The sequence below is a fragment of the Janthinobacterium sp. EB271-G4-3-2 genome (assembly GCF_020858035.1).
Classification (GTDB): domain Bacteria; phylum Pseudomonadota; class Gammaproteobacteria; order Burkholderiales; family Burkholderiaceae_D; genus Janthinobacterium; species Janthinobacterium aestuarii.
Window position 1 is genome coordinate 90,615 of the sequence record NZ_JACYMG010000010.1, and the last position, 26,485, is coordinate 117,099.

General features: G+C 63.6%; 27 protein-coding genes and 1 tRNA gene. 18 read left to right on the top strand and 10 right to left on the bottom strand.

Annotated elements, in window-relative coordinates:
- Positions 1-10: 10 nt before the first annotated feature.
- The 3 genes from IGS55_RS20205 (at position 11) to IGS55_RS20215 (ending at position 2,076) form a co-directional block, all read left to right on the top strand.
- Positions 11-1,099 (top strand): porin, encoded by a 1,089-nt coding sequence (locus IGS55_RS20205; RefSeq protein WP_230518502.1) that lies wholly within the window; start codon positions 11-13, stop codon positions 1,097-1,099.
- A 204-nt stretch (positions 1,100-1,303) separates the two neighbouring features.
- Positions 1,304-1,588 (top strand): helix-turn-helix domain-containing protein, encoded by a 285-nt coding sequence (locus IGS55_RS20210; protein ID WP_442908189.1) that lies wholly within the window; start codon positions 1,304-1,306, stop codon positions 1,586-1,588.
- Between the two features lie 77 nt (positions 1,589-1,665).
- Positions 1,666-2,076, top strand: a complete 411-nt coding sequence (locus IGS55_RS20215) for a cupin domain-containing protein (RefSeq protein WP_230518501.1) — start codon at positions 1,666-1,668, stop codon at positions 2,074-2,076.
- A gap of 69 nt (positions 2,077-2,145) precedes the next feature.
- Here the strand turns inward: IGS55_RS20215 and IGS55_RS20220 are convergent.
- The 3 genes from IGS55_RS20220 to pepN all read right to left on the bottom strand — a co-directional run bounded on the left by IGS55_RS20220 (position 2,146) and on the right by pepN (position 6,135).
- A tRNA-Thr gene (locus tag IGS55_RS20220) sits at positions 2,146-2,221 on the bottom strand.
- A gap of 117 nt (positions 2,222-2,338) precedes the next feature.
- Positions 2,339-3,340, bottom strand: a complete 1,002-nt coding sequence (locus IGS55_RS20225; RefSeq protein WP_034747152.1) for a class 1 fructose-bisphosphatase — start codon at positions 3,338-3,340, stop codon at positions 2,339-2,341.
- A 140-nt stretch (positions 3,341-3,480) separates the two neighbouring features.
- On the bottom strand, positions 3,481-6,135 hold the full coding sequence (gene pepN / locus IGS55_RS20230; protein ID WP_230518500.1) for an aminopeptidase N: 2,655 nt from the start codon (positions 6,133-6,135) through the stop codon (positions 3,481-3,483).
- A 198-nt stretch (positions 6,136-6,333) separates the two neighbouring features.
- Here pepN and IGS55_RS20235 point away from each other — a divergent pair, with 198 nt between their 5' ends.
- Positions 6,334-6,963, top strand: coding sequence for a DUF4136 domain-containing protein (locus tag IGS55_RS20235; RefSeq protein ID WP_230518499.1), 630 nt, complete (start codon positions 6,334-6,336; stop codon positions 6,961-6,963).
- Between the two features lie 181 nt (positions 6,964-7,144).
- Here the strand turns inward: IGS55_RS20235 and IGS55_RS20240 are convergent, their stop codons facing one another.
- The 4 genes from IGS55_RS20240 to IGS55_RS20255 form a co-directional block, all read right to left on the bottom strand.
- Positions 7,145-8,074, bottom strand: a complete 930-nt coding sequence (locus IGS55_RS20240) for a quinone oxidoreductase family protein (RefSeq protein ID WP_230518515.1) — start codon at positions 8,072-8,074, stop codon at positions 7,145-7,147.
- Between the two features lie 93 nt (positions 8,075-8,167).
- Positions 8,168-8,557 (bottom strand): methylglyoxal synthase, encoded by a 390-nt coding sequence (locus tag IGS55_RS20245; RefSeq protein ID WP_230518498.1) that lies wholly within the window; start codon positions 8,555-8,557, stop codon positions 8,168-8,170.
- Positions 8,558-8,585: 28 nt separating this feature from the next.
- Positions 8,586-9,506 (bottom strand): DMT family transporter, encoded by a 921-nt coding sequence (locus tag IGS55_RS20250; RefSeq protein WP_230518497.1) that lies wholly within the window; start codon positions 9,504-9,506, stop codon positions 8,586-8,588.
- 185 nt (positions 9,507-9,691) lie between these two features.
- Positions 9,692-12,163 carry an alkaline phosphatase D family protein gene (locus IGS55_RS20255; RefSeq protein WP_230518496.1) on the bottom strand — a complete coding sequence of 824 codons (2,472 nt, stop codon included), beginning with the start codon at positions 12,161-12,163 and terminating at the stop codon, positions 9,692-9,694.
- A gap of 155 nt (positions 12,164-12,318) precedes the next feature.
- On the opposite strand from IGS55_RS20255, the gene IGS55_RS20260 reads away from it, so the two are divergent.
- The 14 genes from IGS55_RS20260 to IGS55_RS20325 all read left to right on the top strand — a co-directional run bounded on the left by IGS55_RS20260 (position 12,319) and on the right by IGS55_RS20325 (position 24,189).
- A complete protein-coding gene (locus IGS55_RS20260) occupies positions 12,319-13,044 on the top strand; it encodes a YebC/PmpR family DNA-binding transcriptional regulator (RefSeq protein WP_072455668.1) in 726 nt (241 codons plus the stop codon).
- Between the two features lie 70 nt (positions 13,045-13,114).
- Positions 13,115-14,383: a phosphoribosylamine--glycine ligase gene (purD, locus tag IGS55_RS20265; RefSeq protein WP_139091129.1), complete on the top strand. Its 1,269-nt coding sequence runs from the start codon at positions 13,115-13,117 to the stop codon at positions 14,381-14,383.
- Positions 14,384-14,470: 87 nt separating this feature from the next.
- Positions 14,471-15,217, top strand: a complete 747-nt coding sequence (locus IGS55_RS20270; protein WP_230518495.1) for a hypothetical protein — start codon at positions 14,471-14,473, stop codon at positions 15,215-15,217.
- An 83-nt stretch (positions 15,218-15,300) separates the two neighbouring features.
- On the top strand, positions 15,301-16,584 hold the full coding sequence (locus IGS55_RS20275; protein ID WP_230518494.1) for a hypothetical protein: 1,284 nt from the start codon (positions 15,301-15,303) through the stop codon (positions 16,582-16,584).
- 4 nt (positions 16,585-16,588) lie between these two features.
- Positions 16,589-16,912, top strand: a complete 324-nt coding sequence (locus IGS55_RS20280; RefSeq protein WP_230518493.1) for a hypothetical protein — start codon at positions 16,589-16,591, stop codon at positions 16,910-16,912.
- Positions 16,909-17,712, top strand: coding sequence for a hypothetical protein (locus tag IGS55_RS20285; RefSeq protein WP_230518492.1), 804 nt, complete (start codon positions 16,909-16,911; stop codon positions 17,710-17,712). Before IGS55_RS20280 ends, IGS55_RS20285 begins: the two co-directional genes overlap by 4 nt.
- A 101-nt stretch (positions 17,713-17,813) precedes the next feature.
- On the top strand, positions 17,814-18,728 hold the full coding sequence (gene hemF / locus IGS55_RS20290; protein ID WP_230518491.1) for an oxygen-dependent coproporphyrinogen oxidase: 915 nt from the start codon (positions 17,814-17,816) through the stop codon (positions 18,726-18,728).
- Positions 18,725-19,408 (top strand): nicotinate-nucleotide adenylyltransferase, encoded by a 684-nt coding sequence (gene nadD, locus IGS55_RS20295; protein ID WP_329958156.1) that lies wholly within the window; start codon positions 18,725-18,727, stop codon positions 19,406-19,408. The genes hemF and nadD overlap by 4 nt, the downstream gene beginning before the upstream one ends.
- Positions 19,409-20,098, top strand: coding sequence for a ribosome silencing factor (gene rsfS, locus IGS55_RS20300; RefSeq protein ID WP_101482607.1), 690 nt, complete (start codon positions 19,409-19,411; stop codon positions 20,096-20,098).
- A gap of 6 nt (positions 20,099-20,104) precedes the next feature.
- A complete protein-coding gene (gene rlmH / locus IGS55_RS20305; RefSeq protein ID WP_034747108.1) occupies positions 20,105-20,575 on the top strand; it encodes a 23S rRNA (pseudouridine(1915)-N(3))-methyltransferase RlmH in 471 nt (156 codons plus the stop codon).
- An 8-nt stretch (positions 20,576-20,583) separates the two neighbouring features.
- On the top strand, positions 20,584-21,204 hold the full coding sequence (locus tag IGS55_RS20310) for a Maf family protein (RefSeq protein ID WP_230518490.1): 621 nt from the start codon (positions 20,584-20,586) through the stop codon (positions 21,202-21,204).
- Between the two features lie 43 nt (positions 21,205-21,247).
- On the top strand, positions 21,248-22,711 hold the full coding sequence (gene rng / locus IGS55_RS20315) for a ribonuclease G (RefSeq protein WP_070254273.1): 1,464 nt from the start codon (positions 21,248-21,250) through the stop codon (positions 22,709-22,711).
- 2 nt (positions 22,712-22,713) lie between these two features.
- Positions 22,714-23,490 carry an AraC family transcriptional regulator gene (locus tag IGS55_RS20320; RefSeq protein ID WP_230518489.1) on the top strand — a complete coding sequence of 259 codons (777 nt, stop codon included), beginning with the start codon at positions 22,714-22,716 and terminating at the stop codon, positions 23,488-23,490.
- A gap of 75 nt (positions 23,491-23,565) precedes the next feature.
- Positions 23,566-24,189, top strand: coding sequence for a LysE family translocator (locus IGS55_RS20325; RefSeq protein ID WP_230518488.1), 624 nt, complete (start codon positions 23,566-23,568; stop codon positions 24,187-24,189).
- Here the strand turns inward: IGS55_RS20325 and IGS55_RS20330 are convergent.
- The 3 genes from IGS55_RS20330 to IGS55_RS20340 all read right to left on the bottom strand — a co-directional run bounded on the left by IGS55_RS20330 (position 24,165) and on the right by IGS55_RS20340 (position 26,385).
- Positions 24,165-24,704, bottom strand: a complete 540-nt coding sequence (locus tag IGS55_RS20330; protein WP_230518487.1) for a hypothetical protein — start codon at positions 24,702-24,704, stop codon at positions 24,165-24,167. The two genes, IGS55_RS20325 and IGS55_RS20330, sit on opposite strands and share 25 nt — an antisense overlap.
- A 66-nt stretch (positions 24,705-24,770) precedes the next feature.
- On the bottom strand, positions 24,771-25,250 hold the full coding sequence (locus IGS55_RS20335) for a hypothetical protein (RefSeq protein WP_230518486.1): 480 nt from the start codon (positions 25,248-25,250) through the stop codon (positions 24,771-24,773).
- 109 nt (positions 25,251-25,359) lie between these two features.
- Positions 25,360-26,385 (bottom strand): LacI family DNA-binding transcriptional regulator, encoded by a 1,026-nt coding sequence (locus IGS55_RS20340; protein WP_230518485.1) that lies wholly within the window; start codon positions 26,383-26,385, stop codon positions 25,360-25,362.
- Positions 26,386-26,485: the final 100 nt, after the last annotated feature.

Sequence of the window (26,485 nt, forward strand, 5' to 3'; positions counted from 1 at the left end):
AGCCATGCTGATGCGATTGCCCCTGCTGGCGGCCGGCGCGCTGGCGCTGGCGGCCAACCTGCCCGCCGCGGCACAGGAAAATGTGCAGCTGTACGGCCGCCTGAACGTGGCGCTCGAAGCGCTGCGCTCGTCCGGCAGCGGCGACAGCGTGCAGCGCGTCTCCAACAACCGCTCGGTACTTGGTGTTCGCGGCAGCGAAGACCTGGGCGGTGGCTGGCAGGCGCTGTTCCAGGTCGAAGGCACGCTGTCGCCCGACACGGGCGCGGGCTCCATCGCCGCGCGCGACACGCGTGTCGGCATAGCCGGGCCGTGGGGCACGCTGTTTGCCGGCAACTGGACCCTGCCCTACAACAGCGCCACTTCCGCGCTCGACCCGTTCTACCCCACCACGGCCGGCTACATGAGCCTGATGGGCAACGGCGCGGGCGCCACCGAAAACAATACCAGCAACGCGTACTCGTTCGATAGGCGCCAGCAGAATAGCGTGCATTACTGGACGCCGCAGTGGCAGGGCTGGTCGCTGCGCGTGGCGCGCGGCATGGGGGAAGAACGGCAGGCCAACGGTGCGCATCCGGCACTGACGTCGGCCGCCCTGCTCTACGACGGCGACGCCCTGTACGCCAGCCTGGCGCAGGAAGAGCACCACGATTACCAGGGACGGGGCTTGAGCGACCGTGGCAGCAAGCTGGCCATCGCGTGGCGCGTTGACAGCGCCACGCAGCTGGCGGTGGCGCTGGAAAGCCTGCGTTATGCCACGGCGACAGGAGACCTGCACCGGCGCACGGCCTATGTCTCCGCCACGCGCCAGTTCGGCCGCCACGGCTTGCGTGTCGGCCTGGCCCACGCGCAAAGCGCCACCGGCAATTCGCCGGAAACCATCGGCACCGTGCGCGCGGGAACCGGCACGGGCGCCACCCACGCCACCATCGGCTACGACTACCAGCTGTCGAAACGCAGCAGCCTGTATGCCTACTACACGCGCCTGGCCAACGGCCATAACGGCATCGCCGGCTTTGCCATCAACAGCATCGGACGCGAAACAGGTACGGCAGGCGCGACCCTGTCGGGCGTGGCGCTGGGTATCAAGCACAACTTCTGAGGCACAACTTCTGAGCCGCGGTTTTCGTGGACAGCCCTGCGCGCGGCGCCGCACGACGGCCACCCGCTCGAAGCGCTGGAACAGAGCGAGGCGCTGGCCGAACTGGCGCATGCGCTGGCGGCGGCGGCCGGCACGCCGGCGCAGCGTCCAAAAGGCGACTTCCTGGCGGCGCGGCGCGCGCGCGACTACTTGCAGGCGCACTGCATGCGCGCCGTCACCCTGGCGGAACTCGAAGCGGCGACGGGACGCGACCGCTGGAGCCTGTCGCACGACTTTCGCATGTTTTATGGCACCAGCCCATACCGCTATCTGACGATGCGGCGCCTGGAAATGGCGCGGCGCCTGCTGCTGGCAGGCAGCACGCTCGCCTCGGCCGCCATGGCGGTGGGCTTTGCCGACCAGAGCCACATGACGCGGCATTTCCTGAAAACCCATGGAATCACGCCTGGCCGCTGGCTGCGTTACGCTGGCGGCGCCAGCACACGCTGAAAACACCCACGATCGTTCAATACGGCCGGCAAGCACCTGCGTATTCTCGCTGCATCGCCACTTGAACGGAGCACAGCATGTCAAATACCACCACCACGCGCGGCCAGGGCCAGTCCATCGACCTGGCAGGCAAGATCGACCTGATCGACGGGCACTGGCAGCCGCGCGTCATCGCCGAAATGAATGACTACCAATTCAAGGTCGTCAAGGTACTCGGTGAATTCCAGTGGCACCGGCACGCCGACACGGATGAAACCTTCATCGCGCTGGACGGCGAATTGGGCATCGCCGTGCGCGGCCCTGGCTATGCGGAAGGACACGTCATCGTGCTGACTGCCGGCCAGATGGCCGTGGTGCCCAAGGGTGTCGAACACAAGCCGTGCGCCAGCGCCGAAACCAGGCTGCTGCTGATCGAGCCGCGCGGCGTGGTCAACACGGGCGACGGCGACGCGGGCGAACGCTCCGTGCAGAACGATCAATGGATCTGAAGCCGGAACGATGATAAACAACAAAAAACCCGCTGACTTTTGCAAGTCAGCGGGTTTTCTGATGAAACTTGGTGCCGTTGGCCGGAATCGAACTGGCGACCTTCACATTACGAATGTGCTGCTCTACCAACTGAGCTACAACGGCGAAGACCCACATTCTACAAACAATGCACAAAATTTGCTAGTGTCAACGCGAACTTTTTTGCATTTTTTTAGCGGCCCGGCTGCGGGCCGATGAAAATCGTGGAAAAGTGCGGTTTTTTTACTCAGCGTGGTAGGCCGTGACGCGGGCCACTTCGTCTTTTGAGCCGAGGAAGACGGGCACGCGCTGGTGCAGCTTGTGCGGGGCGATGTCCATGATGCGCTGCTGGCCGTCGGTGGCCGCGCCGCCCGCTTGCTCAACGATGAAGGCCATCGGGTTCGCTTCGTACATCAGGCGCAGCTTGCCCGGCATCGACGTGTCGCGCAGGTCGGCCGGGTACATGAAGATGCCGCCGCGGTTCAGGATGCGGTGCACGTCGGCCACCATCGAGGCGATCCAGCGCATGTTGAAATTGGTGCCGCGCGGGCCAGTGTCGCCGGCCAGCAGTTCGTCGACATAGCGCTTCACGGGCGGATGCCAATGGCGCGCGTTCGACATGTTGATGGCGAATTCCTTCGTCGTCGGCGGAATCTGCATATTGCTTTGCGTGAGGACCCACGAACCCATTTCGCGGTCCAGGGTGAAGCAATTCACGCCATTGCCGAAGGTTAGCACCAGCATGGTTTGCGGGCCGTACACGGCGTAGCCGGCCGCCACTTGCTTGCTGCCTGCCTGCATGAAATCCTGTTCCGTCGGCTGCCCCATGCCGTCCGGCGCTTTCAGCACGGAGAAGATGGTGCCGATCGAGACGTTGACGTCGATGTTCGACGAGCCATCGAGTGGGTCGAACAGCAGCATGTATTCGCCCTTCGGATAGCGGTTCGGGATCGGGTGGATCGATTCCATTTCTTCCGACGCCATGGCCGCCAGGTGGCCGCCCCATTCATTCGCTTCGAGCAGGATCTCGTTGGAAATGATGTCGAGCTTTTTCTGTACTTCGCCCTGCACGTTTTCCGTGTCGGCAGTGCCCAGCACTTCGCCCAGCGCACCCTTGCCGACGGCGTGGCTGATGGTCTTGCAGGCGCGCGCGACGACTTCGATCAGCAGGCGCAGTTCGGCCGGAATGCTGTTGTTCGAGCGCTGCTCTTCAACCAGGTATTGCGTAAGACTGATGCGTTTCATGAAACCCCTTCGTTAGTTTTAAATACGTCTCGTTCGGTGCCTGCCGGCTTACGCGCCCCTGGCGCTAAGCCGACCTACAAATAATGAATCCCGTTGCATACGTAGGTCGGATCAGCCCGCAGGGCGTCATCCGACAGCCGTCAATTTGCCAATGCCTTGGAAACGACTTCCATCACGTCATTCGACAAACTGGCCTGGCCGGCGACTTTTTCCAGCGCGTCGCGCATGGGGCTTTGCAGCGCCGGCACGTAACGGCGCCAGCGGTCCATCGAGCGCGCCAGGCGCGCGGCCACTTGCGGGTTCAGGGCGTCGAGCGCGATCACTTGCTCGGCCCAGAAGGCGTAGCCGCTGCCGTCCTGTGCATGGAACTGCGATGGATTGCCGTTGGTGAAATTGAAGATCAGGCTGCGCGCGCGGTTCGGATTTTTCAAGGTGAAGGCCGGATGCGTCATCAACTGGCGCACGGCTTGCACATCGGTCGTCGGCGCGGCCGCCTGCATGGCGAACCACTTGTCGACCACCAGCGCTTCGTTCTCGAAATCGCTATAGAAACTGGTCAAAGCCGCCTGCGCATGCGGCTGCGAGCCGGAATGAATCAGTGCCGCCAGCGCCGCGGCGCGGTCCGTCATGTTGCCGGCATTGTCGAACTGCAGCCGCGCCAGGTCCAGCTCCGCCGCTTCAGGCGCAATCAGCAGATACGACAGGGCCAGGTTTTTCAGCGCGCGCTTGCCAGCCGACAGGGCGTCGGGGCTGTACTCGCCCGGCGTCTGGTTGGCGTGGTACTGCGCCAGCAATTCGGGTTTCAGGGCCGCAGCAATCGTGCGGCGCATGAACTGGCGTGCCGCGTGGATCGCTTGCGGGTCGACTTGCGCCATGCGCTCGGCGATGATGGTTTCCGACGGCAGGATCAGGGCCAGCTCGCGGAAGGCAGGATCGAGCGTGTCGTCGGCCAGCAAGGCGCGCTGCGCTTCGATGAAGGTGTCGTCCAGCGCCAGGGTCTCGCCGGCGGCGACGGCGCCCGTCAGTTTCAGCAGCCGCTCCATGGCCAGGCGCTGGCCCGCCTCCCATCGGTTGACGGGATCGCTGTCGTGGCGGAACAGGTGCAGCAGCTCGGCATCCGTATAGCCGTACTCGAGCACCACGGGCGCGGAAAAATCGCGCAGCAGCGACGGCACGGGCGCTTCCGCCACGTTCGTGAAGCGGAAGGTCTGCGACGCCTGCGTCAATTCCAGCACGACGCTGGTGGCGCCATTGGCTGCCACGCCATCGACGTACAGCGGCAGATCGCTGCCATCGGCCGCCAGCAAGCCGACGGTGACGGGAATGTGGAACGGCAGTTTCTTCGCCTGGCCCGGCGTGGCGGGGCAGCTTTGCGCCAGCGTCAGCTCGAACGTCCGGCTGTCAGCATCGTAGTGCGTGGAAGCGCTGACGATGGGCGTGCCGGCCTGGCTGTACCAGCGCTCGAATTGCGTGAAATCGCGGCCATTCGCGTCCGCCATGGCGGCACGGAAGTCGTCGCACTGCACGGCCTGGCCATCGTGGCGCTCGAAATACAGGTCCATGCCCTTGCGAAAAGCCTCGCGGCCGACCAGGGTCTGGTACATGCGCACCACTTCGGCGCCCTTCTCGTAGATGGTGACGGTATAAAAGTTGTTGATCTCGACGAAAGAATCGGGACGCACGGGATGGGCCATCGGGCCCGCATCTTCGGGGAACTGCGCCTGGCGCAGGGTGCGCACCTGGTCGATGCGCGTGACGGCGCGGCCCGTGTCCGTGCCGATCATGTCGGCCGAGAATTCCTGGTCGCGGAAGACCGTCAAGCCTTCCTTCAGCGACAGCTGGAACCAGTCGCGGCACGTCACGCGGTTGCCCGTCCAGTTATGGAAGTATTCATGGCCCACCACCGCTTCGATGCCCGCGTAATCGACGTCGGTCGCCACGCGCGAATTGGCCAGTACGTACTTGGTGTTGAAAATATTCAGGCCCTTGTTTTCCATCGCGCCCATGTTGAAGTCGCCCACGGCAACGATCATGAAGCGGTCCAGGTCCAGCTCCAGGCCGAAGCGCTCCTCGTCCCAGCGGATCGAGTTTTTCAGCGACTGCATGGCATAGTCGGTCTTATCGAGGTTGCCGTCTTCCACCCACACTTGCAGCAGCACTTCGCGGCCCGACTTCAAGGTGTAGCGCTCTTCCTGGCACACCAGGCGCGCGGCGACGAGGGCGAACAGGTAGGACGGCTTCTTGAACGGGTCTTCCCACTTGGCGTAATGGCGGCCGTCGCCGAGGTCGCCCTCTTCGATCAGGTTGCCATTCGATAGCAGCACCGGATATTGTTCCTTGTCGGCGCGCAGCATGACCGTGTACTTGGCCATCACGTCCGGGCGGTCCGGGAAGAAGGTGATGCGGCGGAAGCCTTCCGCTTCGCACTGCGTGAAGAAATTATGGTTCGATACGTACAGGCCCGACAAGGACGTGTTGTCCTGCGGCGCCAGCACGGTCTCGATATCGAGCAGCACCTCGTCCGGCGCCTTGGGGATGGTCAGCATGCCGGCCGTCAGCTTGTACTGCGACGGCTTCAGCACCTTGCCATTCAGGCGTACCATCACCAGTTCGATATGTTCGCCGTGCAATTCAATGCTGCGGCTGGTGCTGGCCGGGTTGTGACGCATATGGATCCGGCTCGCCACCACTGTGCGGGCGGGATCAAGATCGAAACCAAGTTCGACGCTGTCGACCAGGAAGCTGGGCGGCGTGTAATCTTTGCGGTAAATCGTCTGAGGGCTGTCTGTGCGCATAGGGATTTGGGTGGGAGCGGAGGCAAAAGCCTATTTTACCAACACCAGCCCCCGATAGTCGCGATTCAGCTCAGGAATGTTGGATTCCCTTACACGCCGACATGCTCGGTAACATTCTGTAATAATGAATAGAAACAAATAGAACTATTCTTATAATACCAAGCGATGAATTGTGTCTACTAATCAGGAGGTCATGCAATGAAACGTTATCTCACCATCATGATGGCCGCATTGACCGTGTTGCTGACCGGATGCGCCACCACCATACGCAGCGATGTGACCGTCTTTCATGAGTGGCCTGCGCAATTGCAGGACAAATCGTATGCGTTTGAAGCGCCAGCGGCGGAAAACGATACGCTGGAATACCGCAGCTACCAGAACCTGGTGCGCGCGGAACTGGCCAAGCACGGCTTCGGCGAAGCTTCCGGCCCTGCGGCAGCCAATTTGCGCGTGGCAATGAATTTCTCCACCGTCGACTATCCTGAGCGCGTGCTGCAGGCCACCGACCCATTCTGGTATGGCCCTGGCTACTGGCCCGGCCGCTACGGCTACCGCTACGGCGCATGGCCAGGCTATGGCCGCTTCGGCTACAACCCCTACTGGTATGGCCCAATGGATGTCGAGGAAAGCGTGCGCCACAAATACGAGCGCGAATTGCGCATCACGATCAATGACCGCAACGGCAAGAAACTGTACGACGTGACCGTGCAATCGACCAGCAACAAGCGCGCCACCTCGCAAGTGATGCCGGCCATGGTAGCGAGCGCCTTTGCCGACTTCCCTGGACAAAGTGGAGTTCCCCGCAAGGTGGAAGTCAAAGTGGAATAAGTCACTGACGCTCAAAAAAAACCGGCTGGTGCAGCGATGCGCCAGCCGGTTTTTTCATGTCTGTTTTATGCCTATGAGTAATACGCCTCGGCGGCGAAGGTCAGCGCGCCGATCAGGGCGACGGCCAATAACAGCACGATCAGCAGGCGGCCGAATTTCGGCGTGCCGTCATTGCCGCCGCTCATGGCACGATGATGGTCGAGCCCGTCGTCTTGCGCCCCTCCAGGTCCGTGTGCGCCTGGGCGATATTGGCCAGGTTGTAGCGCTGGTTGATCTCGATCTGCACTTCGCCGCTGCTGACGACGCCGAACAGCGAGGCCGCCATCTCTTCCAGGTTCGTGCGGTTCGACGCATAGCTGAACAGGGCCGGGCGCGTGAGGAACAGCGAGCCGCGCGAAGCCAGTTCGCCGAGGGTAAACGCCGGCACGGGACCGGACGCGTTGCCGAAGCTGACCATCATGCCCAGCGGCGCCAGGCAGTCGAGCGAGCCCGTAAACGTATCCTTGCCGATGGAATCGTAGACGACGGAGACGCCCTTGCCGCCCGTGATTTCGCGCACGCGCCCGACGAAGTTTTCCGTGTTGTAGTTGATGACGTGGGCCGCGCCGTGCGCCTTGGCCAGCGCCGCCTTTTCATCGGAGCCGGCCGTGCCGATCAGGTTCACGCCCAGTACCTTCGCCCACTGGCAGGCGATCAGGCCCACGCCGCCCGCGGCCGCGTGGAACAGGATGGTGTCGCCCGCCTTCAGCGCCACCGTGCGGTGGAACAGGTATTGCACCGTCAAGCCTTGCAGCATCATGGCGGCGGCCGTATCGAAAGCGATACGCTCGGGCAGCACCAGCAGCAGGGCCGCCGGCAGGTTGCGCTGCTGCGCATACGCGCCATTGATGCGTGCCGCATACGCCACCCGGTCGCCGACCTTCACTTCCGTGACGCCCTCGCCCACCGCCTCGACGATGCCCGCGCCCTCGACGCCGAGGCCATTGGGCAGCGGCTGCGGGTACAGGCCCGTACGGAAATACACGTCGATGAAATTGAGGCCGATGGCCTCGTGCCTGACGCGCGCCTCGCCGGGACCGGGCGGCGGCAGTTCCACATCCACGTATTCCATCACTTCCGGGCCGCCCGTGCGCTGCACGCGGATGGCCTTGGTGCTAATCGTTGTGCTCACAATATGCTCCTTGAAGAAGAATCGGGAAAAACGTCAGGCAGCGGCAATGGCCCGCGCCTGCAGTTGCGACAGCACCAGGTGCGCCGACGACAGATTCGTTGCGCACGCCACGTTATGCACGTCGCAGGCGCGCACCAGCGCGTTGATGTCCGGCTCGTGCGGCTGCGGCGTCATCGGGTCGCGCAGGAAGATCACGCAATCGATCAAGCCTTCCACCAGCAGGGAACCGATCTGCAAGTCGCCGCCGAACGGGCCCGAATGCTTGCGCTCGACTGCCAGCCCCAGCTCGTTGATCAGGCGCCCGCCCGTGGTGCCCGTGGCCGACAGTTCGCAGCCCTTCAAAAAATCCAGGTATTCGCCCGCCAGGGTAATCATGTCATCTTTTTTCTTGTCGTGGGCAATCAGGGCGATGCGTGTTTTCATGGTGAGGACTTTTCAGTGGGTGGAGGAATTATTTCTTTTTCGACAGCAAGTAAATACCGGCCAATACCAGGCTGGTGCCCGCCAGTTGCCAGTTGGTGATCGGTTCATCGAGGATCATGGCGCCCAGGAACAGGGTCGACACGGGGCCGATCATGCCCGCCTGCGAAGCGACGGGCGCGCCGATGCGCTCGACGGCGATCATCGTCATGAAGACGGGCATCACCGTGCAAAAGATGCCATTCAGCAGTGACAAGCCATACACGGGCATGGGCTGGATCAGCAGTTCGACGGGGCGCAGGATGAAGAATTGGGCGATGCAGGCAAAGCTGGCCACGCACATCGCGTAGCTGACGAGGCGCATCGAGCCGATGCGTTTCACCAATTCACCAGAGCCCAGCAGATACACGGCATACGAACAGGCCGAACCCAGTACGAGGGTGGAACCGAGCGCTACATTGCTGGCGCCGCCCTGCAAGTCGTGCACGAACACGAGCACGATGCCGCAATACGAGGTGAGCAAGGCCAGCCACTGCATGCGGCTGATGCTCTGCTTGAAGTACACGGTGGTAATCAGGAGCACAAACGTGGGCGTGAGGAACAGGATCAATCGCTCGAGCCCCACGGAGATGTACTGCAGGCCCAGGAAATCCAGATAGCTGGACAGGTAATAGCCGACGAGGCCCAGCCCGACCAGGCGCAGGCGGTCGCTGTTTGATAACGGCGGCTCCGTGCGCATCTTCCACCAGGCGATGACGGCGAACACGGGCAGCGAAAAAATCATCCTGAAGGCAATCAGGGTGACGGCGTCGATCTGGTAGCGGTACAGCAGCTTGGCGACGATGGCCTTGGTGGAAAACAGCACCGCCCCGCCCACGGCGATGGCCAGGCCACCGAGGTAGACGGAACGGGAAAGCGAAGATGGGGTTGCTTGCGGGGAACTGGAGCTCATGCCCAGATTGTAATGGCAAAAGCCAAAGACGGCGTGGGTGGGGCGTAGGTCGGGTTAGCCCAAAGGGCGTAACCCGACACCACCGCAATGTAACCCGACACCACCGCAACGTAACCCGCCCCCCATCCCCGCCAACCATGTTGTCGGATTACGCGCGGCATGGCCGCGCTAATCCGACCTACCCTTTACGCCACCACCACCGCCGCCGCGCCCGCCGTTACCGTCGCCGTCGTCACCCGCGCAATCACGTTCGACGGCGCCGCCGTGCCGATCAGTTTATTCACTTGCTTGAACTGCGCCACCAGCTTGCCTGGCGTCAAGGTGACCACCGTGTAGCCCTGCGCATCCGTGTTCAGATGCTTGATCCACGGGTTGTTGCCCAGGCCGGACAATTGCTGCGCCAGGCCCAGCAGGGTCGCGCTGAAGTCAGTGCTCGCTTTCAAGCCGGCCTGCACGGCAGCGACCGTCGCGTCCAGTTGCGCCTCCGGCACGCCCTTGGCGGCCAGGGCGCCGCGCAGCTGCACGCGCAGTTGCTCAAGCAGGCTGTCGACGGTGGGCGCCGCCTTGCCCATGGTGTAGTCGAGCAGGTTGACATCGAGATTGACCGTGCCCAATCCCGTGACGGGAATGGCCAGCGGGTAACTGACAAGGGTGCCGATATCGCCCATGCTGCCTGCCGCCGACTTCAGGTAGCTGAAGAAGGAGTCCGAGCTGACGCCGGCCGACACGAGGTCCACCATGACGGGCGTGCCGCCGCCGGCCGCGTCGAAGTCGTCGCTGACGGTGCCGGCAAAGAACGAGTGGATATCGCCGGTCAGCGCCACCACGTTGCCGATGGCATTGGTTTTCAGGTGCGCCATCAGGTTCTTGCGCTCGCTGTTGTAGCCATCCCACTGGTCGCAATTGAGCAGGAAGCGCGTGAAGAATGGCGCCAGCGCGGCTTGCTGGCCCGATGCGGCGACAAAGCTCGATGCGGCGCCCTTGGCCTGCACGTCGGGCTTGATCCAGCCGAAGGCGATCACTTGCGCGGCGGCGGCCGGCGAAGCGCTGTTGTAGGCGGCCACCGTGATGCCGGCCTGGGCCGCGCTCAAGCCGGCGCCCACGGCAGCGGCGCCCTGCGCGCCGGCGTTGGCGGCCGCGCCGGCGATGGCCATGGCCGCCGCTTGCGCCACGGACTGCGATGCGCCGGCCGTCGAGGCGGCCACGATGCTGGAGGCCAGCGGCACGCTGCCGCCCACCAGCGGCAGGGTGCTGGCGATGGCCTGGCCCACGTTCGACATCGCGCTCAAGGCCAGCAAGGTGGCAATCGCATCCGTGCCATTCAAGCCCATGCGCAGCAGGGACACTTCATTGCCCCACAGCTTCCAGGTCGAGGTGGCCGCCTTCATCTTGCTTTTCCACCAGTCGCGCTGCGTGCTGCCCAGCATGCCCACTGCCGCCAGCGGGTCGGCGCCAGCCTTGGTGGCGGCCGCCATTTTCTGCCCTTCCACGCTGTCGAACAGCGCTTGCGGCACCAGGTAGCGGCTGCCGATGCTGCCCAGCGGCTTGCCCGTGGCCGGGTTGATGGTCGATTCGGCGATCGCATGGTCGGCGCGGTACAGGCGCTCGTCCGTCATCACCAGCTGCATCAGTTTGCCGAACTGGAAATCGCGGTAGATCTGGATGTTCTGGAACGTGGTCGCGGCGGCATCGAACGTGACGTCGGCCGGCATGTATTCGAACCACGCCTGGTTGGCGCTGCGGCGGCGGGCCGGCTGATGCAGATCGCTGCCGTCGGCGGCCGCGATGCCTTCGTAGGTGGAGGCGTCCTGCCAGGCGTCGTCCGTGAATTCATGATCGTCCCAGACGGCGATGAAGGCGAAGCGCTCGTGCACGGCCTGCAGGCGCGCATCGGTGCGGTATTTCTTGTACAGGTAGCGGTAATCGGCCACGGTGGTCGCGTATTTCGCGCCGGACGCGCCGCTTTTGAAGGTGCCGTCGGGCAGTTTCAGCTGGTCGTGGCGGCTTTCCACGGCGCCGCTCTGGAACGCTTCGCCCACCGTTTCATAGATGTAGTCGCCCAGATGGACGATGAAATCGAGGCTTTCATTGGCGGCGATGTGCGACAGCGCGCCCCAGTGGTTGATGCTCCAGTCCTGGCACGTCAGGTAGGCGAACTGCAGCTGCGACACGTCGGCCGTGGCGGCAGGCGCCGTCTTGAAGCGGCCCACGTTCGAGCGCACGTCGCCGGCGATGAACTGGTAAAAATACACCTGGCCAGGCTGCAAGCCCGTCACCTTGTGGCGCAGGGTATTGTCGAAATCGGATTTCAGGGGCAATTTCGCATCGACGATGGGCGTGCCCGCCAGGGCCGTGTTGCCGCCCAGGGCGGCCGTATTGTCGCTGGCGCTGACGATCAGGCGCACGGCCACGTCGGACTTGCCGGCAACGGCGGGCGCGACGGCGTCGAAACTGGCGGGCACGACGCGCGTCCACAGCATGGCGCTGTCGGCGCGCGGGTCGCCCGACGCCACGCTTTGCGGGAATTTCCAGTCGCCGCCCGAAGCGAGCGGCACGCCAGGATCGCTGTAATCGGTGCTGCCGCAGGCGGCCAGGCCGGCGGTCGCCACGGAGACGGTGATAAAGCCGCCCAATTTCAGAAATTGCCGTCTGTCCATTTGACTTGCCATGATGTCGCGCCCTCGATATGGTGAAAGCGCGTCACTTTAGCAACAGATTGTGTCATCCTGATGACGGGGCCATGCCGCTTGCCAGGGGGCCGATATGCTAAAATGTCGGCCACAATTGAACACCCGTCTAAGGAAGATTCGACATGGCAGGACATAGCAAATGGGCCAATATCAAGCACAAAAAGGCTGCCACCGATGCCAAGCGCGGCAAAATCTGGACGCGCCTGATCAAGGAAATCACGGTTGCGGCCCGCATGGGCGGTGCCGACGCCATCACCAATCCGCGCCTGCGCCTGGCGGTCGACAAGGCGGCTGACGCCAATATGCCGAAAGACAACGTCCAGCGCGCAATCAACCGCGGCAGCGGCGGCGTCGATGGCGCCAACTACGAAGAAGTGCGCTACGAAGGCTACGGCGTGGGCGGCGCGGCCGTCATCGTCGAATGCATGACCGACAACAAGGTGCGCACGGTGGCCGAAGTACGCAACGCCTTCAACAAGAATGGCGGCAACATGGGCAACGAAGGCTCGGTCGCCTTCATGTTCCAGCATTGTGGCCAGCTGCTGTTCGCGCCGGGCACCGACGAAGACAAGCTGATGGAAGCGGCCCTGGAAGCGGGCGCCGACGACGTCATCGCCGATGAAGAAGGCGGCTTCGAAGTGGTGACTCCCGTGCACGATTTCGCCGCCGTCAAGGAAGCGCTGGAAGCGGCCGGCTTCAAGGCCGAAGTAGCCGAAGTCATCATGAAACCGGCGACGGAAACCGTGTACTCGGGCGACGACGCCATCAAGATGCAAAAGCTGATCGATGCGCTGGAACTGCTGGACGACGTGCAGGAAGTGTTTACGAACGCCCTGATCGAGAACTAAGCAAACAATAAGCTGTACGCCTCAAGGGCGGCACCGCCGCCCTGCAACCCACATTGAACGAACGGTCCCTATGAAAATTCTGGTAGTCGGCTCTGGCGGCCGCGAACACGCCCTGGCCTGGAAACTGGCCCAGTCCGAACGCATACAGATGGTGTATGTCGCGCCGGGCAACGGCGGCACCGCGCGCGATGCGCGCCTGGTCAACCTCGACATCAGCGACCCGCAATTGCTGGCCGACTTCGTTCAGCAGGAACACATCGGCCTGACGGTCGTCGGCCCGGAAGTGCCGCTGGCAGCGGGCATCGTCAACCTGTTCCGCTCGCGCGGCCTGAAAATCTTCGGCCCGACCAAGGAAGCGGCGCAGCTGGAATCGTCGAAGGACTTCGCCAAGGCCTTCATGCAGCGCCACGGCATCCCGACGGCCGCCTACCAGACGTTTTCCGACGTCGCTCCCGCGCATGCCTACGTCGACGCCATGGGTGCGCCCATCGTCATCAAGGCCGACGGCCTGGCCGCCGGCAAGGGCGTCGTCGTTGCCATGACCCTGGAAGAAGCACACCAGGCGGTCGACATGATGCTGTCCGATAACCAGTTCGGCGACGCCGGCGCGCGCATCGTCATCGAGGAATTCCTCGCCGGCGAAGAAGCGAGCTTCATCGTCATGTGCGACGGCAAGAACATCCTGCCGCTGGCCACCAGCCAGGATCACAAGCGCCTGAAGGATCACGACCAGGGTCCGAACACGGGCGGCATGGGCGCGTATTCGCCGGCGCCGATCGTTACGCCGGCCATGCATGCGCGTGTCATGCGCGAGATCATCGTGCCGACCATCCAGGGCATGGCCAAGGATGGCATCACGTTCACGGGCTTCCTGTACGCGGGCCTGATGATCGACGACAAGGGCACGCCGAAGACGCTGGAATTCAACTGCCGCATGGGCGATCCGGAAACGCAGCCGATCATGGCGCGCCTGAAAACCGATCTGGTCACCGTCATGGAACACGCCGTCAACGGCACGCTCGACGCCGTGGAACTGGAATGGGACCGCCGCACGGCCGTTGGCGTCGTGATGGCCGCCGCCGGCTATCCGGACGATCCGGTCAAGGGTACGGCGATCGGCGACATCCCGGCCGAAACGCCGGACTCCGTCACCTTCCATGCGGGCACCCGCATCGACGGCGAACGCCTGGTCACCAACGGCGGTCGCGTGCTGTGCGTGGTGGGCCTGGGCGACAGCATCAAGATGGCGCAGAAGCAGGCGTATGAAACCGTGGAAAAAATCCATTTCGACGGCGCGCAATACCGCCGCGACATCGGCTGGCGCGGTTTGAAGCATTGATCGCTCCATAACGATCACACGGCGGGCCGGCGCGGAATGCATCCGCCCCGGCCCGTTTTCATTTTGATTGCCCCCCCATTCGTCGCCATGACCATTCCAAGCGGCCTTGCCGCACCAGACAACGATGGATCAGTAAGCCCCCTGGCCTGGCTGACGCTTGCCTTGGTACTCGTTGCCAGCCTGGCCTGGTACTGGTTCAGCAGCTATGCCGTACCACGCTGTGACGCCAGACAAACCGTGGCCGCGGTCACGGATGGCAAATTCAGCCTGCATGAGATCAAACAGGCCGGCTATGCCTGGCCGCAAAAAACCCGTGGCTGCCTGGCCACCGTCATCCAGGACGGCAAGCCGCTGCAATACGCCTGGACCATTTCGCGTGTGGAAGGCCGCCGCAAAAGCCGGCTCGAGTATGACCACGCGCATCCGGGCATCGTGCAAACGCGCTTTGCCGACATCGCCTGGCATGGCGGCTTTGCGCAGCAGGGCCAACCCATCGGTCGCGACGGGCTGAGGAATGCGGTGCTGGCCGGCATGGATGCACTGCGCGGCAAGCCGCTCTACCATGTCAATCTCAATGCAGTGGTGTCGCCGCAGCACTACCGTGAAATTGGCGATATCGAAGCGCTGGGACCATGCAAGCCAGTATTGCCCGGCGTGGTTTCCTGCCGCCTTCTGCTGGCCCGTAACGACCTTGCGCCCGCCGCCGCAACAAAGGTGCTGGCAATCTCGGTGCTGCAGCAAGGCGACTTTACTTTCCAGCGCAGCAAGGATGGCAAGAACTGGTCAGTCACACCGCAGTTCAGGACAGAACTGGATCAGGCGCAACTTCAATAGTGCGCTGAGGAAACGAGAGTGCATTGTAAAATTGATCATCTTGATTCTTGGCACACCCGCTCCCGATGACAAGCAATCCACCTGTGTCCACGCATACTTCCGTCGAGGCGCTGCATGTGCTGAAGCTGCTCACGCGGCGCCAGCGCGAGCAGGCGCTTGCGCATCCCGACTTGCCACAGCTCGCCATCGGTACGCCGTTACCCGACACCTTGATGTGGTTGCATCAGCGCCAGATCGTGACGCCCGAGGATGTGACAAGCCTGTTGTCGAGCGTGGCGCGCCACTTCAGCGGCGACGAGCTGGCACTGCGTTTGTCGATATTGCAGCAGCTGGTGGAAGCACTCAATCGCGTATCGCTCGATCATCTGCGTGACGAAACGCTGATCACGCAGGAGCTGTACCAGCGGGCGCTGGCACACCTGCCCGGCGACGTTTTGCTGCCCACGCCGGGCGAGGCGCTGAACTGGATGCTGCATGTGGGACTGCTGCCGCGCGCAGAATTCAAGTCCATGAGCCAGCGCACCGCGTCCGGCGGCAGCGATGAGGCAAAGCGCATGGTCCAGCATGCGCAAGCGCGCCAGGATGAACATAAAAAGGCAGTACGCGGCGCGATCCTCGATGGCCTGTTTCCCGGTTCGCGCCTGATCTGGGTCATCGTCGCGCCGCTGGCGCTGGCCGGCATGGTCTGGTACGTGGTCAGTGGCAATTCTGTGCCCGGGTGCGACTCCACCGACACGATCACCGCCGTGACACGCATGCTCAACAAGGCGGCGCCGGAAGGCACGGGCAAAGCAAGCCTGCACGACGTGAAAGAGGCCGGTTACGCCGCGTCACACAATATCCGTGGCTGCCTGGCCACGATCATGCTCGATGGCGAGAAGATGGACTATGCCTATACCGTCGCGCGCGACGACAGCGGCAGCAAGCGCCGCATCAGCTATGCGGGTGCGCGGCCGTTGCTGGTCCAGGCGCGCTTTGGCGCCATCGAGGATGGCGACTTTGCCCAGCAAGCCAAGCCCCTGGGACGCGAGGCGCTGGAAAAGGCTTTCCGCGACGGCATGGAGGGTGCGCGCATCATGCCCCGGCCACGGCAAGCGTTTTCGCTGACGCAATCGATGGAGCGCACGCGCGAAATCGCCGAAATCGAACCGCTGGCGCCATGCAAGGAAATCTCGCCGGGCGTCTATTCCTGCCGCCTGCTGATCGAACGCAATGACGCCGTGCTGAGCATGCTCAACGGAGGATCGGCGGTCATGCAAGAAGGCGACTTCACCTTCCAGCGCAGCAGCGAAGAAAGCGCCGGCAAGGGCTGGTCGGTGACACCGCAATTTGCCGGCGAACTGCGCCAGGCCACAGTAAAAGAGTAAGTCCATGCATATCGCACCGCCCCACGCATCGCTGGGCCAGCCGCACCAGCTTGAACTGAACGAGGCCAACTCGGAACGCAAGGCCGACGCCTTGTACCAGCTCGATTTGCTGAACCAGTTCCAGCGCGATGCCGCGCTGGAAGTGCGCGTGCGTGAACATGGCAGCGAACTGACGCGCGGAATCATGGCAGCGTCCCGGCTGCGCCATGGTCGCGAGCGCATCCCGTACCAGCGGCCACCGGCCTGGAAGGGCGCGCTGATCGTGCTGGGGCTGATCCTGGCGATGTCCGTCGTCTATGGTTCGCTTGCCGGAGGCCTGCAGCCATGAGCACCGATCCACGCCTGCTGCCGCTGGCAGAGCTGCTGCGCCTTGGCCTGATCACCAGCGACGAATACGACGATACGCTGGCCGAGCTGGAGATCATCGAGCTGCAGCGCGCGCACAATGCCGCCGAAGACATCGATGTGCCGGAGCTGGCGATGAACGCCGATCAGGTCAGGACGCTGGCCTGGCTGCTGAGCGCCGAACTGGTGCCCGAAGACCGTTTTTTCAAGATGCTGCGCAAGCTGCCCGCCGATGACCCACGCCGGCAACTGGCCGGCGCCGCGCTGCGGCAGGTGAACCGGCAGGCGGTCGACGCGCTGTACGACCAGAACCTGATCAACGCGTGGCAGCGCGACGCCGCCCACGACAGCCTGCCAGCCGATCACCTGGCCGCCACGCCCGTCGCGGCCTTGCGCCATATGCTGAAACAGGGCACGCTATCGCCGCTGCAATACCAGGAGCTGCAAGCGCGCACGCGCGCGAACGGCTCGCCACTGGCGCGCGTGATCGTCGATGCCGCCGGTAAACCGCCGGCCCGGTATGGTAGGCGCGCCGCGCGGCCGTTCAACGTCCTGATGATCGTGCTGATGCTGGTGATGCTGATGAGCGTGGCGATTGTGGGGCCGTTGTGGTTCAAGCGCGAGCAGCCAGCGCCTGTGGCACCGCTGGCGCAGCCGGTCGGCACGGTCGAAGGCGATGACCTGCAGCAGCGTGCGGCGCAAGCACTCGACGCCGCCCGCCAACCGGGCCATGACAGCGTGCAATATGACGTCCATGTGGTGCAGGACAAGCCACCCCGGTAAAGCAGGGCCGGCGACAGCATCGCCGGTTTTGCTATCACAAAAATCCGTAACAGGGTACAATCCGTCCTTACTTTTTTATTTCGGCCTCGTCGGCCCACGCGATGTCGTCAACTCCCTCTCCTTTGGCCGTCAAGGCTTATTTGCTCGATTTGCAAAGCCGTATCGTGCAGGCGCTCGAAGCGCAGGACGGCAAGCCCTTCCTGACCGATGCCTGGCAGCGCCCCGAGGGCGGCGGCGGCATCTCGCGGCTGATCGAGGAAGGCAATGTGTTCGAGCGGGGCGGCGTGAATTTTTCGCACGTCACCGGCGCAGCATTGCCGCCATCGGCAGCGGCCGCGCGCCCTGAGCTGGGCGGCAAGGCATGGGAAGCGATGGGCGTGTCGCTGGTGCTGCATCCGCGCAACCCATACGCGCCCACGGTGCACATGAACGTGCGCTTTTTCAGCACCTTCAATGCCGATGGCGCACCCGTATGGTGGTTCGGCGGCGGCATGGATTTGACGCCGTATTACGGCGACGCGGGCGACGTGAAGCACTTCCACCAGGTGTGCCATGATGCGCTGGCGCCATTTGGCGACGAGCTGCATCCGAAGTTCAAACAGTGGTGCGACGATTATTTCTACCTGAAGCACCGGCGCGAAGCGCGCGGCGCCGGCGGGATCTTCTTCGACGACTTCAGCGCCCTGGGCTTTGACGACAGTTTCGCCATGCTGCGCAGCGCCGGCGACGCCTTCATCGACGCCTATGTGCCGATCGTGGCGCGCCGCAAGGACACGCCGTACGGCGAACGCGAACGCGATTTCCAGTGCTACCGGCGCGGACGCTATGTCGAGTTCAACCTGGTCTTCGACCGCGGCACCCTGTTCGGGCTGCAATCGGGCGGACGCACCGAGGCGATCCTGATGTCGATGCCGCCCGTGGTCAAGTGGCGCTACGACTGGCACCCGGAAGCGGGCAGTCCGGAAGCGGCGTTGTATACTGACTTCCTCGTGCATCGCGACTGGCTGCAGGCGTGAAGGAAAGTGGTACGGCGTGCAGTACTGCCTGCATCGCGCTGCTCGGTGGCAGCTACGATCCGGTGCACATGGGCCATGTCGCGCTGGGCACGCATTTTTCCAGCCTGCTGCACGCCGATGAACTGCGCGTGATACCGGCGGGCGCGCCCTGGCAAAAGGGCAGCCTGGGCGCCACCGGCCAGCAGCGCGCCGAGATGGCCGGCCTGGCCTTTGCCGGCCTGCCCCTGCCCGTGGTGATCGACCGCCAGGAAATCGAGCGCAGCGAACATGGCCAGGCCAGCTACACCATCGATACCTTGCGCCAGGTACGCGCCGAGCTGGGACCGCGCGCTTCCATCGTTTTCCTGATGGGCGCCGACCAGCTGCAGCGGCTCGCGACATGGCGCGAATGGCAGCAATTATTTGAATACGCGCATATCTGCGTCGCGGCCCGCCCCGGCTTCGCGCTGAATGACACAGCAGTACCGCAAGCGGTCGCCGACGCATTTTCGCGCCGCCTGGGGTCTCTGGAAAGCATCCGCAACACGCCGCACGGTCTGACTTATCTGGCACAGGACTTCGCGGTGGATATCTCCGCCACCGAAATACGTGCGGCATTACAACGGGGGAATCGGGCGAACTCGCTTGTTTCCCCGCTAGTGCTAGACTATATTGAACAACATAATTTATACAAAAGCTAAATGGACATCAAAAAACTGCAAACCCTCGTCGTTGACGCCCTTGAAGACGTCAAAGGCCAAGACATCGCCGTCTTCGAAACGAGTCACCTGACCAGCCTGTTCGACCGCATCGCGATCGTCTCCGGCACCTCGAACCGTCAAACCAAGGCGCTGGCCGCCTCGGTGCGCGACAAGGTCAAGGACGCCGGCGGCCAGATCATCGGCATGGAAGGCGAGGAAACCGGTGAGTGGGTGCTGGTCGATCTGGGCGACATGATCGTCCACATCATGCAAGCGCCTATCCGCGCCTACTACCGCCTGGAAGAAATCTGGGGCGACACCCCGGTCAAGCTGGGCGCCGCCAAGCGCGCGCCGAAAAAAGCGGCCGGCGACGAGCCGAAAAAGGTCAGCGGCCACCTGGCGGCAAGCAAGGCCAATGTGGAAGCTTCGCCCGTGATCGAAAAGAAAACGCCAGCGAAGAAAGCCACGGCTGCCACCGCCGCCAAGAAAGCCCCGGCGAAAAAAGCCGCCGCTTCCAAAGCCGTCGGCAAGACCGTGAAAGTCGCGCCTACCAAGACCGAAGCGGCTGCCGTGAAAGCGCTGAAAGCGCTGCCGGAGAAAAAAGTACGCGCCCCGCGCGCGGCCAAGCCGGCAGCCGATGCTGCACCGGCAAAAACCGTGATCAAGCGTATCAAAAAAGTCGAAGCGTAAGCCTCGATGCAGCTCATCATCGCTGCGGTCGGCCATAAAATGCCGGCCTGGATAGAGACGGGCTTCGCGGAATACGCGAAGCGCATGCCGCCGGAATTGCGCATCGTGCTGAAAGAAATCAAGCCGGTGGAGCGTTCCGGCAGCAAGACCGCCGCCACGGCGATGGCGCTCGAACGAGAGCGCATCGAAGCCGTCCTGCCCAAGGGCGTGCGCATCATCGCCCTCGACGAACGCGGCAAGGACCTGACCAGCGTCGGCCTGTCGCAGCAATTGATGGCGTGGCAGCAGGATGGCCGTGATACGGCTTTCCTGATCGGCGGCGCCGATGGCCTCGATCCGCAACTCAAGGCACGTGCCGAAGGCATGCTGCGCATTTCCAGCATGACCCTGCCGCACGGCGTGGTGCGCGTGATCCTCGCCGAGCAGCTCTACCGGGCCTGGTCGATCACGCAAAACCACCCCTATCACCGCGTCTGAACTCCCCCATGAAAACGGCTGATCACAAGATCTACCTCGCCTCCAAAAGCCCGCGCCGGCGCGAACTGCTGCGCCAGATCGGCGTCGATTTCGAATTGCTGCTGCTGCGCAGCGACGGCCCGCGCGGCGCCGACGTCACCGAGGAAGTCTTCCCCGGCGAATCGGCGCTCGACTATGTCGCCCGCGTGTCGAATGAAAAAGCCGCCTTCGCGTGGGACCTCGTGCGCCGCCGCCACCTGACCCCGCGCCCCGTGCTGGCGGCCGACACCACCGTCACCATCGACGGCGTCATCCTCGGCAAACCGGCCGACCGCGCGGAAGCCGTGGCCATGCTGGAGCAGCTGTCGGGCCGCACGCACGAGGTACTCACCTCGATCGCCGTGCACTACAAAAACTTTGCCGAGCAGCGCACCCAGGTATCGCAAGTGCGCTTCGGCGTGCTCTCGCCCGCCTCGATCGCCGCGTATTGCGCCACGCCGGAACCGTACGACAAGGCCGGCGGCTACGGCATCCAGGGCAGTGCCGCCCTGTTCGTCGAGCACATCGAAGGCAGCCATTCCGGCATCATGGGCCTGCCTCTGTACGAAACCGCACAATTGCTGCGGCTAGCTGGTTTGCCCCTGCCCTGATCCCGGGTATGATGTCATTCGTTGCCTCCACTCCCGCGCCTCCATGAACGAAGACATCCTGATCAATATCACGCCGCAAGAAACGCGCGTCGCCCTCATCCTGCAGGGCGCCGTGCAGGAATTGCACATCGAGCGCACGCTCACGCGCGGCCTGGCCGGCAATGTGTATTCCGGCAAGGTGGTGCGGGTGTTGCCGGGCATGCAATCGGCCTTCATCGACATCGGCCTGGAGCGCGCCGCGTTCCTGCACGTGGCCGACATCTGGGAAGCGCGCGGCCACGACGGCCAGAACGCGACACCGGCGCCCATCGAAAAAATCCTGTTCGACGGCCAGGTGCTGACGGTGCAGGTGATCAAGGACCCGATCGGCACCAAGGGCGCGCGCCTGTCGACGCAGATTTCCATCGCCGGACGCATGCTGGTGTACCTGCCGCAAGACAAGCACATCGGCATCTCGCAGAAAATCGAAAAGGAAGCGGAGCGCGAGCAGTTGCGCGTGCGCCTGCAAAGCCTGCTGCCGGCCGACGAAAAGGGCGGCTACATCGTGCGCACCATGGCCGAGGACGCGTCCGACGCGGACCTGAAGGCGGACGTCGACTACCTGCGCAAGACGTGGAGCACCATCACGCACGGCGCGCGCACGCGCCCCGCCACCAGCCTGCTGCACCAGGACTTGAGCCTGGCGCAGCGCGTGCTGCGCGACTTCGTCGGCGATGAAACGGCCACCATCCAGGTCGATTCGCGCGAAAACTATGTGAAACTGCGCGAATTCGCGGAGATCTACACGCCCAGCGAACTGACGCGCCTGCAGCACTACACGGGCGAACGCCCGCTGTTCGATTTATATGGCGTGGAAGAAGAGATCTTGCGCGCGCTGGGCCGCCGGGTCGACCTGAAATCGGGCGGCTACCTGATCGTCGACCAGACGGAAGCGATGACCACCATCGACGTCAACACGGGTGGTTTCGTCGGCGGGCGCAATTTTGCCGACACGATTTTCAAGACCAACCTGGAAGCGGCGCACGCCATCGCGCGCCAGCTGCGCCTGCGCAACCTGGGCGGCATCATCATCCTCGACTTCATCGACATGGACAACGCCGAGCACCGCAACGCCGTGCTGGCCGAGCTGAAACGCACGCTGTCGCGCGACCGCACCAAGGTTTCGGTGAGCAACTTCTCGCCGCTGGGTCTGGTGGAAATGACACGCAAGCGCACGCGCGAATCGCTGGCCCACATCCTGTGCGAACCGTGCCCCGCCTGCGCCGGCAAGGGACAAGTCAAGACGTCGCGCACGATCTGCTATGAAATCCTGCGCGAACTGCTGCGCGAGGCAAAACAGTTCAACCCGCGCGAATTCCGCATTCTCGCCTCGCAGGAAGTCGTGGATTTGTTCCTCGAAGAAGAATCGCAGCACCTGGCCATGCTCGGTGATTTCATCGGCAAGAAAATCTCGCTGCAGGTGGAGAACGCCTACCACCAGGAGCAGTACGACGTGATTTTGATGTAGCCATGGCGGGCGACTCCGCCTTCTGGCGCGACCCGTTGCTCCCCCACGTGGAGAGCCGGCGCGCCTGCCGCAGCCGCGCGTGCTACAAGCCGCACAGCCATCCCACGTTTTCCATCGGCGCCGTCGGTTCGGGCGGCAGCATCTTTACGGGCAGCAAAGACGGCAAGGTGGCCCTCGGCAATGGCAGCCTGGTGCTGGTGCCGGCCGGCTGCGTGCACGCCTGCAATCCCCTGCCTGACGCCGTCTGGAGCTACCAGATGCTGCATCTCGATGCGCAATGGCTGCAAGCACACGCGCCGGCGCTCGATGGCGACACGGCGACGGTGCTGCACTGCCCGCTGCTGTACGCGCAGTTTTGCGCCATGAATGCGCTGCTGTTTTCATCGGCCAGCGCGGCGGAGAAAGATGCGGCGCTGCTGGCGTTCCTGGGCGCTTGCGCCAGCGTCCGTGCAAACGTGCTGCCCTCGGAACGCAAGCCCGTGCCTCAGCGGCTGGCGCCCGTGCTCGCAACGCTGCAGGCGCAACCCTCGGCCAGCCTGCGGCAAATGGCGCAAGCGGCGGGCTTGAGCCCGTATCAATTGATCCGCGCCTTCCGCACCGCCACGGGCATGACGCCGCATGCCTATCAGTTGAACGCGCACGTCAACCGTGCGCGCAACGGCCTGCAGGCGGGGACGGCGTTGGCGCAGCTGGCACATGAGCTGGGCTTTGCCGACCAGAGCCATTTTCAGCGCGTGTTCAAAGCCCATACGGGCATCACGCCGGGACGCTACCGCTAATCTGCAATTTTCTTCAATACACGCGGCCGCCTGCCCCTGCATACTCGCGCATCGCCATTGCCCGAGCCGAACCCCATGCAGGATTTTCTCTTCATCGCCGCCGCCCACTTTCTTTCCCTGCTGTCGCCCGGCCCCGATTTTTTCCTGATCGCGCGCACTTCGCTGGCCCATGGCTGGCGCGGCGCCGCCGGCACGTGCGTGGGCATTACCGTGGCCAATGCCGTGTTTATCGTGGCGGCGTTTGCAGGACTGTCGGTGCTGCGGGCGGGCAGTACGGCCTTCATGGTGGTGCGGCTGGCGGGCTGTGCCTATCTACTGTATCTGGGCTGGCTGTTCCTGCGCCATGCGGGCAAGAGCAGCCTGGAAGCCGCGCCCGCCACCGGCAAGGCGCGCTGGCGCGGCGGTATGGTGGTGGGGTTTGTTTCCGCCATCCTGAACCCGAAGAATGCGCTGTTCTACGTCAGCCTGGCCACCGTGCTGGCCGCCAGGCAAACGAGCCCGGCCGCGATGGCGGCGTATGGCGCGTGGATGGTCTTTGCCGTGCTGGCGTGGGATATGGCGGTGGCGCTGGCCATCGGCAGCAGCGCCCTGCGGCAGCGCTTCGCGCGTGCGCTGCCTGCCCTGGAACGGCTGTCGGGCGTGATGCTGATTGCGTTAGCGATAGTGCTACTGGTTCAAGCCGGCAGCGGATCCAGGTAAAACACGGCGTACACTTTCAAGGGCGTCGTTTCCGTCGCCTTTTCCGAGCGCACGACGGAGCAGTCGTCGGCGGCCAGGCTGCGCCAGTTCTGGATGCCGGCCTTGGCGAACATCGCGTGCGCCGGAGCATTCGCGGCCAGGTCCAGCACCAGGCAGGCGTTGCGCGGGCCGGCGCCGTAGTTGACGGCGCGGATCTCGATGCCGAAGGTCGTCATCCATGGTTCCCACAAGCCTTTTTCTTTACCGGCCGCCATGCGGTCGAGCATCTCGCCAAAGGTCAAACCTTTCTTGACGGTATCGCGCAATGCTTGCAACGACGGCGCCAGGCGGGGATCGGGCTGCTTGTTGCCGGCGCGAATCTCGGCGATCGCCTTCAGTTCCTTGATGATGGCTGCATCGCGCTCCGTGTAGTCGCGCATGCGTGCGTAAAACTCGGCGTCGAGGAAGGGATTGACGGTCAGCTTGGCGACGCCCTCTTCGCGGCGTTTTGGGGAAGGCGTGTTGGTTTTGGTCATGGCGGTAGAGGGCAAGAGAAACGATGAGGGGCGCCAGTTTAACATCATGGCGCATCGGCGGCGGCGTTAGCGCCGCTTTAATGTTGCGCCCGGCGGGTGCGGGGCGGCCACCGCGGTGCGCGCGACAGGCCGCATGAAGCCGCGCCGTGGCCCGAACAGGAAGACGGCGCCCGCATACAGTCCCGCCAAAGGGAAGCGCACCTCCCTGAGCAACCGGTGAAAAATGGCGATCGACTGGGCGCGGGTGACGGGAATGTCGGCGCGCCACTGGCACAGCACGTCATGCACGAGGCTGGCATGATAGGTGGCCGGCAAGCCCAGGTGCTGCGCGCCATCGGGCGTGCCCACATAAAACAGGCCAAGCACGCTGATACAGGGCGAACAGCCATCCCAGGCATAGCCGGCGCGGATGCGGATCGCCGATTCGCGGATGGTGACCCACTCGTTTTCAAACTCTATGCCGTCAAGCAAGGGCGAACAATAGCCATAGTCGCTGTCCAGCGCATAGCGCCAGGCGTTGCCGGGCATGCCGAAATTCTTCGGCATCAGCGGCCTCCCTGCTGTGCTTGCTTGGCTCTCGTCTGCATGGCGTTGCCTTGATCATTATCAATATCAAGATTTAAACATACTCGGCAGAAAGAAGGGCAAGAAGGTGTCAGGCGCGCGGCGCGGCCGTCGATTCGCGCACCACCAGTTCGGGTTTCAGGCGCACGTCGAGCACCGGCGAATCGGGCGAGGCGATGGTTTGCAGGATCAGCCGGGCCGCTTCCGTGCCGATGCCGTGGTGGCGGATGCGGATGGTGGTCAGCGGTGGACGGATCATGTCCATGTACGGCATGTCGTTGTGGCCCACGACGGAAATATCTTCGGGGCAGCTCAAGCCCAGTTCGCGGATGGCGTCGTAGCAGCCGAGAGCCACCAGGTCGCTGCCCGTCACCACGGCCGTCGTTTGCGGCGAATGGCGCAGCAGTTCCAGCAACGCCTGCTTGCCGCATTCGCGCGAATAGCCGCTGCTTTCAAAGACGAACGCTTGCGAGGGAGCGAGTTCGCTGGCCTGGATGGCGGCCAGGAAACCGAGGCGGCGCACGTGGCCGGTGGACAGGTTTTCCGGTCCCGCGATGTGCGCGATATGGCGGTGGCCCAGCGCCAGCAAATGCTCGACGGCCAGGCGCATGCCGACCACGTCGTCGCTGACGACGCAGGACGCCACGCCGTTTTCATCGCTGCGGTTGACGGTGACGACGGGCACATTCTGGTCGATGCACATCTTGATGACGGGATCGTCGCGCCGTGCGGTAGCCAAAATCAGGCCATCGACCTGCTGCCCCAGCAGGCGGTTGATGACGAACAGCTGTTCTTCCTCGTCGGCGCCCACGTTGGCGACGATGGCCAGGTAGCCATGCTTGCGCAAGCCTTCCTCGATGCCCAGCAGAATGGGCGGGAAAACCGCGTTGGTAATGTCGGGCAAGACCACGCCGATGATGCGCGACTTGCGCGTGACCAGGGTGGAGGCGGCGCGGTTGGGCCGGTAGCCGAGGCGGCCCGCTTCGGCCAGCACGCGCGCGGCCACCTCGGCGCTGACCATTTGGCGCGTTGACGGGTTCATCACGCGCGACACGGTGGAAAAGTGCACGCCGCTGGCCCGCGCAACGTCGCTTAAGGTGGGGTTCTTGTTTGTCATGGGCTTCCCGGATCGCAATACCGTGATTTTATCGCAAAAAATGCCCATTTCGTCAAAAACCGAGCAAGCGCTTGCATTGAAATAGTGCCTGTTCTCAAAG

What these genes read in the sequence shown, in the direction of transcription:
- purD (WP_139091129.1), top strand. Translation starts at nt 13,115, where the DNA reads ATGAAAATTCTGGTAGTCGGCTCTGGCGGCCGCGAACACGCCCTGGCC.
- IGS55_RS20285 (WP_230518492.1), top strand. Translation starts at nt 16,909, where the DNA reads ATGAGCACCGATCCACGCCTGCTGCCGCTGGCAGAGCTGCTGCGCCTT.
- IGS55_RS20340 (WP_230518485.1), bottom strand. Translation starts at nt 26,385, where the DNA reads ATGACAAACAAGAACCCCACCTTAAGCGACGTTGCGCGGGCCAGCGGC.
- IGS55_RS20260 (WP_072455668.1), top strand. Translation starts at nt 12,319, where the DNA reads ATGGCAGGACATAGCAAATGGGCCAATATCAAGCACAAAAAGGCTGCC.
- IGS55_RS20255 (WP_230518496.1), bottom strand. Translation starts at nt 12,163, where the DNA reads ATGGACAGACGGCAATTTCTGAAATTGGGCGGCTTTATCACCGTCTCC.
- rng (WP_070254273.1), top strand. Translation starts at nt 21,248, where the DNA reads ATGAACGAAGACATCCTGATCAATATCACGCCGCAAGAAACGCGCGTC.
- IGS55_RS20250 (WP_230518497.1), bottom strand. Translation starts at nt 9,506, where the DNA reads ATGAGCTCCAGTTCCCCGCAAGCAACCCCATCTTCGCTTTCCCGTTCC.
- IGS55_RS20215 (WP_230518501.1), top strand. Translation starts at nt 1,666, where the DNA reads ATGTCAAATACCACCACCACGCGCGGCCAGGGCCAGTCCATCGACCTG.
- IGS55_RS20310 (WP_230518490.1), top strand. Translation starts at nt 20,584, where the DNA reads ATGAAAACGGCTGATCACAAGATCTACCTCGCCTCCAAAAGCCCGCGC.
- IGS55_RS20210 (WP_442908189.1), top strand. Translation starts at nt 1,304, where the DNA reads ATGCGCGCCGTCACCCTGGCGGAACTCGAAGCGGCGACGGGACGCGAC.
- IGS55_RS20335 (WP_230518486.1), bottom strand. Translation starts at nt 25,250, where the DNA reads ATGCCGAAGAATTTCGGCATGCCCGGCAACGCCTGGCGCTATGCGCTG.
- IGS55_RS20240 (WP_230518515.1), bottom strand. Translation starts at nt 8,074, where the DNA reads ATGGAATACGTGGATGTGGAACTGCCGCCGCCCGGTCCCGGCGAGGCG.
- IGS55_RS20270 (WP_230518495.1), top strand. Translation starts at nt 14,471, where the DNA reads ATGACCATTCCAAGCGGCCTTGCCGCACCAGACAACGATGGATCAGTA.
- pepN (WP_230518500.1), bottom strand. Translation starts at nt 6,135, where the DNA reads ATGCGCACAGACAGCCCTCAGACGATTTACCGCAAAGATTACACGCCG.
- IGS55_RS20245 (WP_230518498.1), bottom strand. Translation starts at nt 8,557, where the DNA reads ATGAAAACACGCATCGCCCTGATTGCCCACGACAAGAAAAAAGATGAC.
- IGS55_RS20225 (WP_034747152.1), bottom strand. Translation starts at nt 3,340, where the DNA reads ATGAAACGCATCAGTCTTACGCAATACCTGGTTGAAGAGCAGCGCTCG.
- rsfS (WP_101482607.1), top strand. Translation starts at nt 19,409, where the DNA reads ATGGACATCAAAAAACTGCAAACCCTCGTCGTTGACGCCCTTGAAGAC.
- IGS55_RS20325 (WP_230518488.1), top strand. Translation starts at nt 23,566, where the DNA reads ATGCAGGATTTTCTCTTCATCGCCGCCGCCCACTTTCTTTCCCTGCTG.
- hemF (WP_230518491.1), top strand. Translation starts at nt 17,814, where the DNA reads ATGTCGTCAACTCCCTCTCCTTTGGCCGTCAAGGCTTATTTGCTCGAT.
- IGS55_RS20235 (WP_230518499.1), top strand. Translation starts at nt 6,334, where the DNA reads ATGAAACGTTATCTCACCATCATGATGGCCGCATTGACCGTGTTGCTG.
- IGS55_RS20280 (WP_230518493.1), top strand. Translation starts at nt 16,589, where the DNA reads ATGCATATCGCACCGCCCCACGCATCGCTGGGCCAGCCGCACCAGCTT.
- rlmH (WP_034747108.1), top strand. Translation starts at nt 20,105, where the DNA reads ATGCAGCTCATCATCGCTGCGGTCGGCCATAAAATGCCGGCCTGGATA.
- IGS55_RS20320 (WP_230518489.1), top strand. Translation starts at nt 22,714, where the DNA reads ATGGCGGGCGACTCCGCCTTCTGGCGCGACCCGTTGCTCCCCCACGTG.
- IGS55_RS20330 (WP_230518487.1), bottom strand. Translation starts at nt 24,704, where the DNA reads ATGACCAAAACCAACACGCCTTCCCCAAAACGCCGCGAAGAGGGCGTC.
- IGS55_RS20205 (WP_230518502.1), top strand. Translation starts at nt 11, where the DNA reads ATGCGATTGCCCCTGCTGGCGGCCGGCGCGCTGGCGCTGGCGGCCAAC.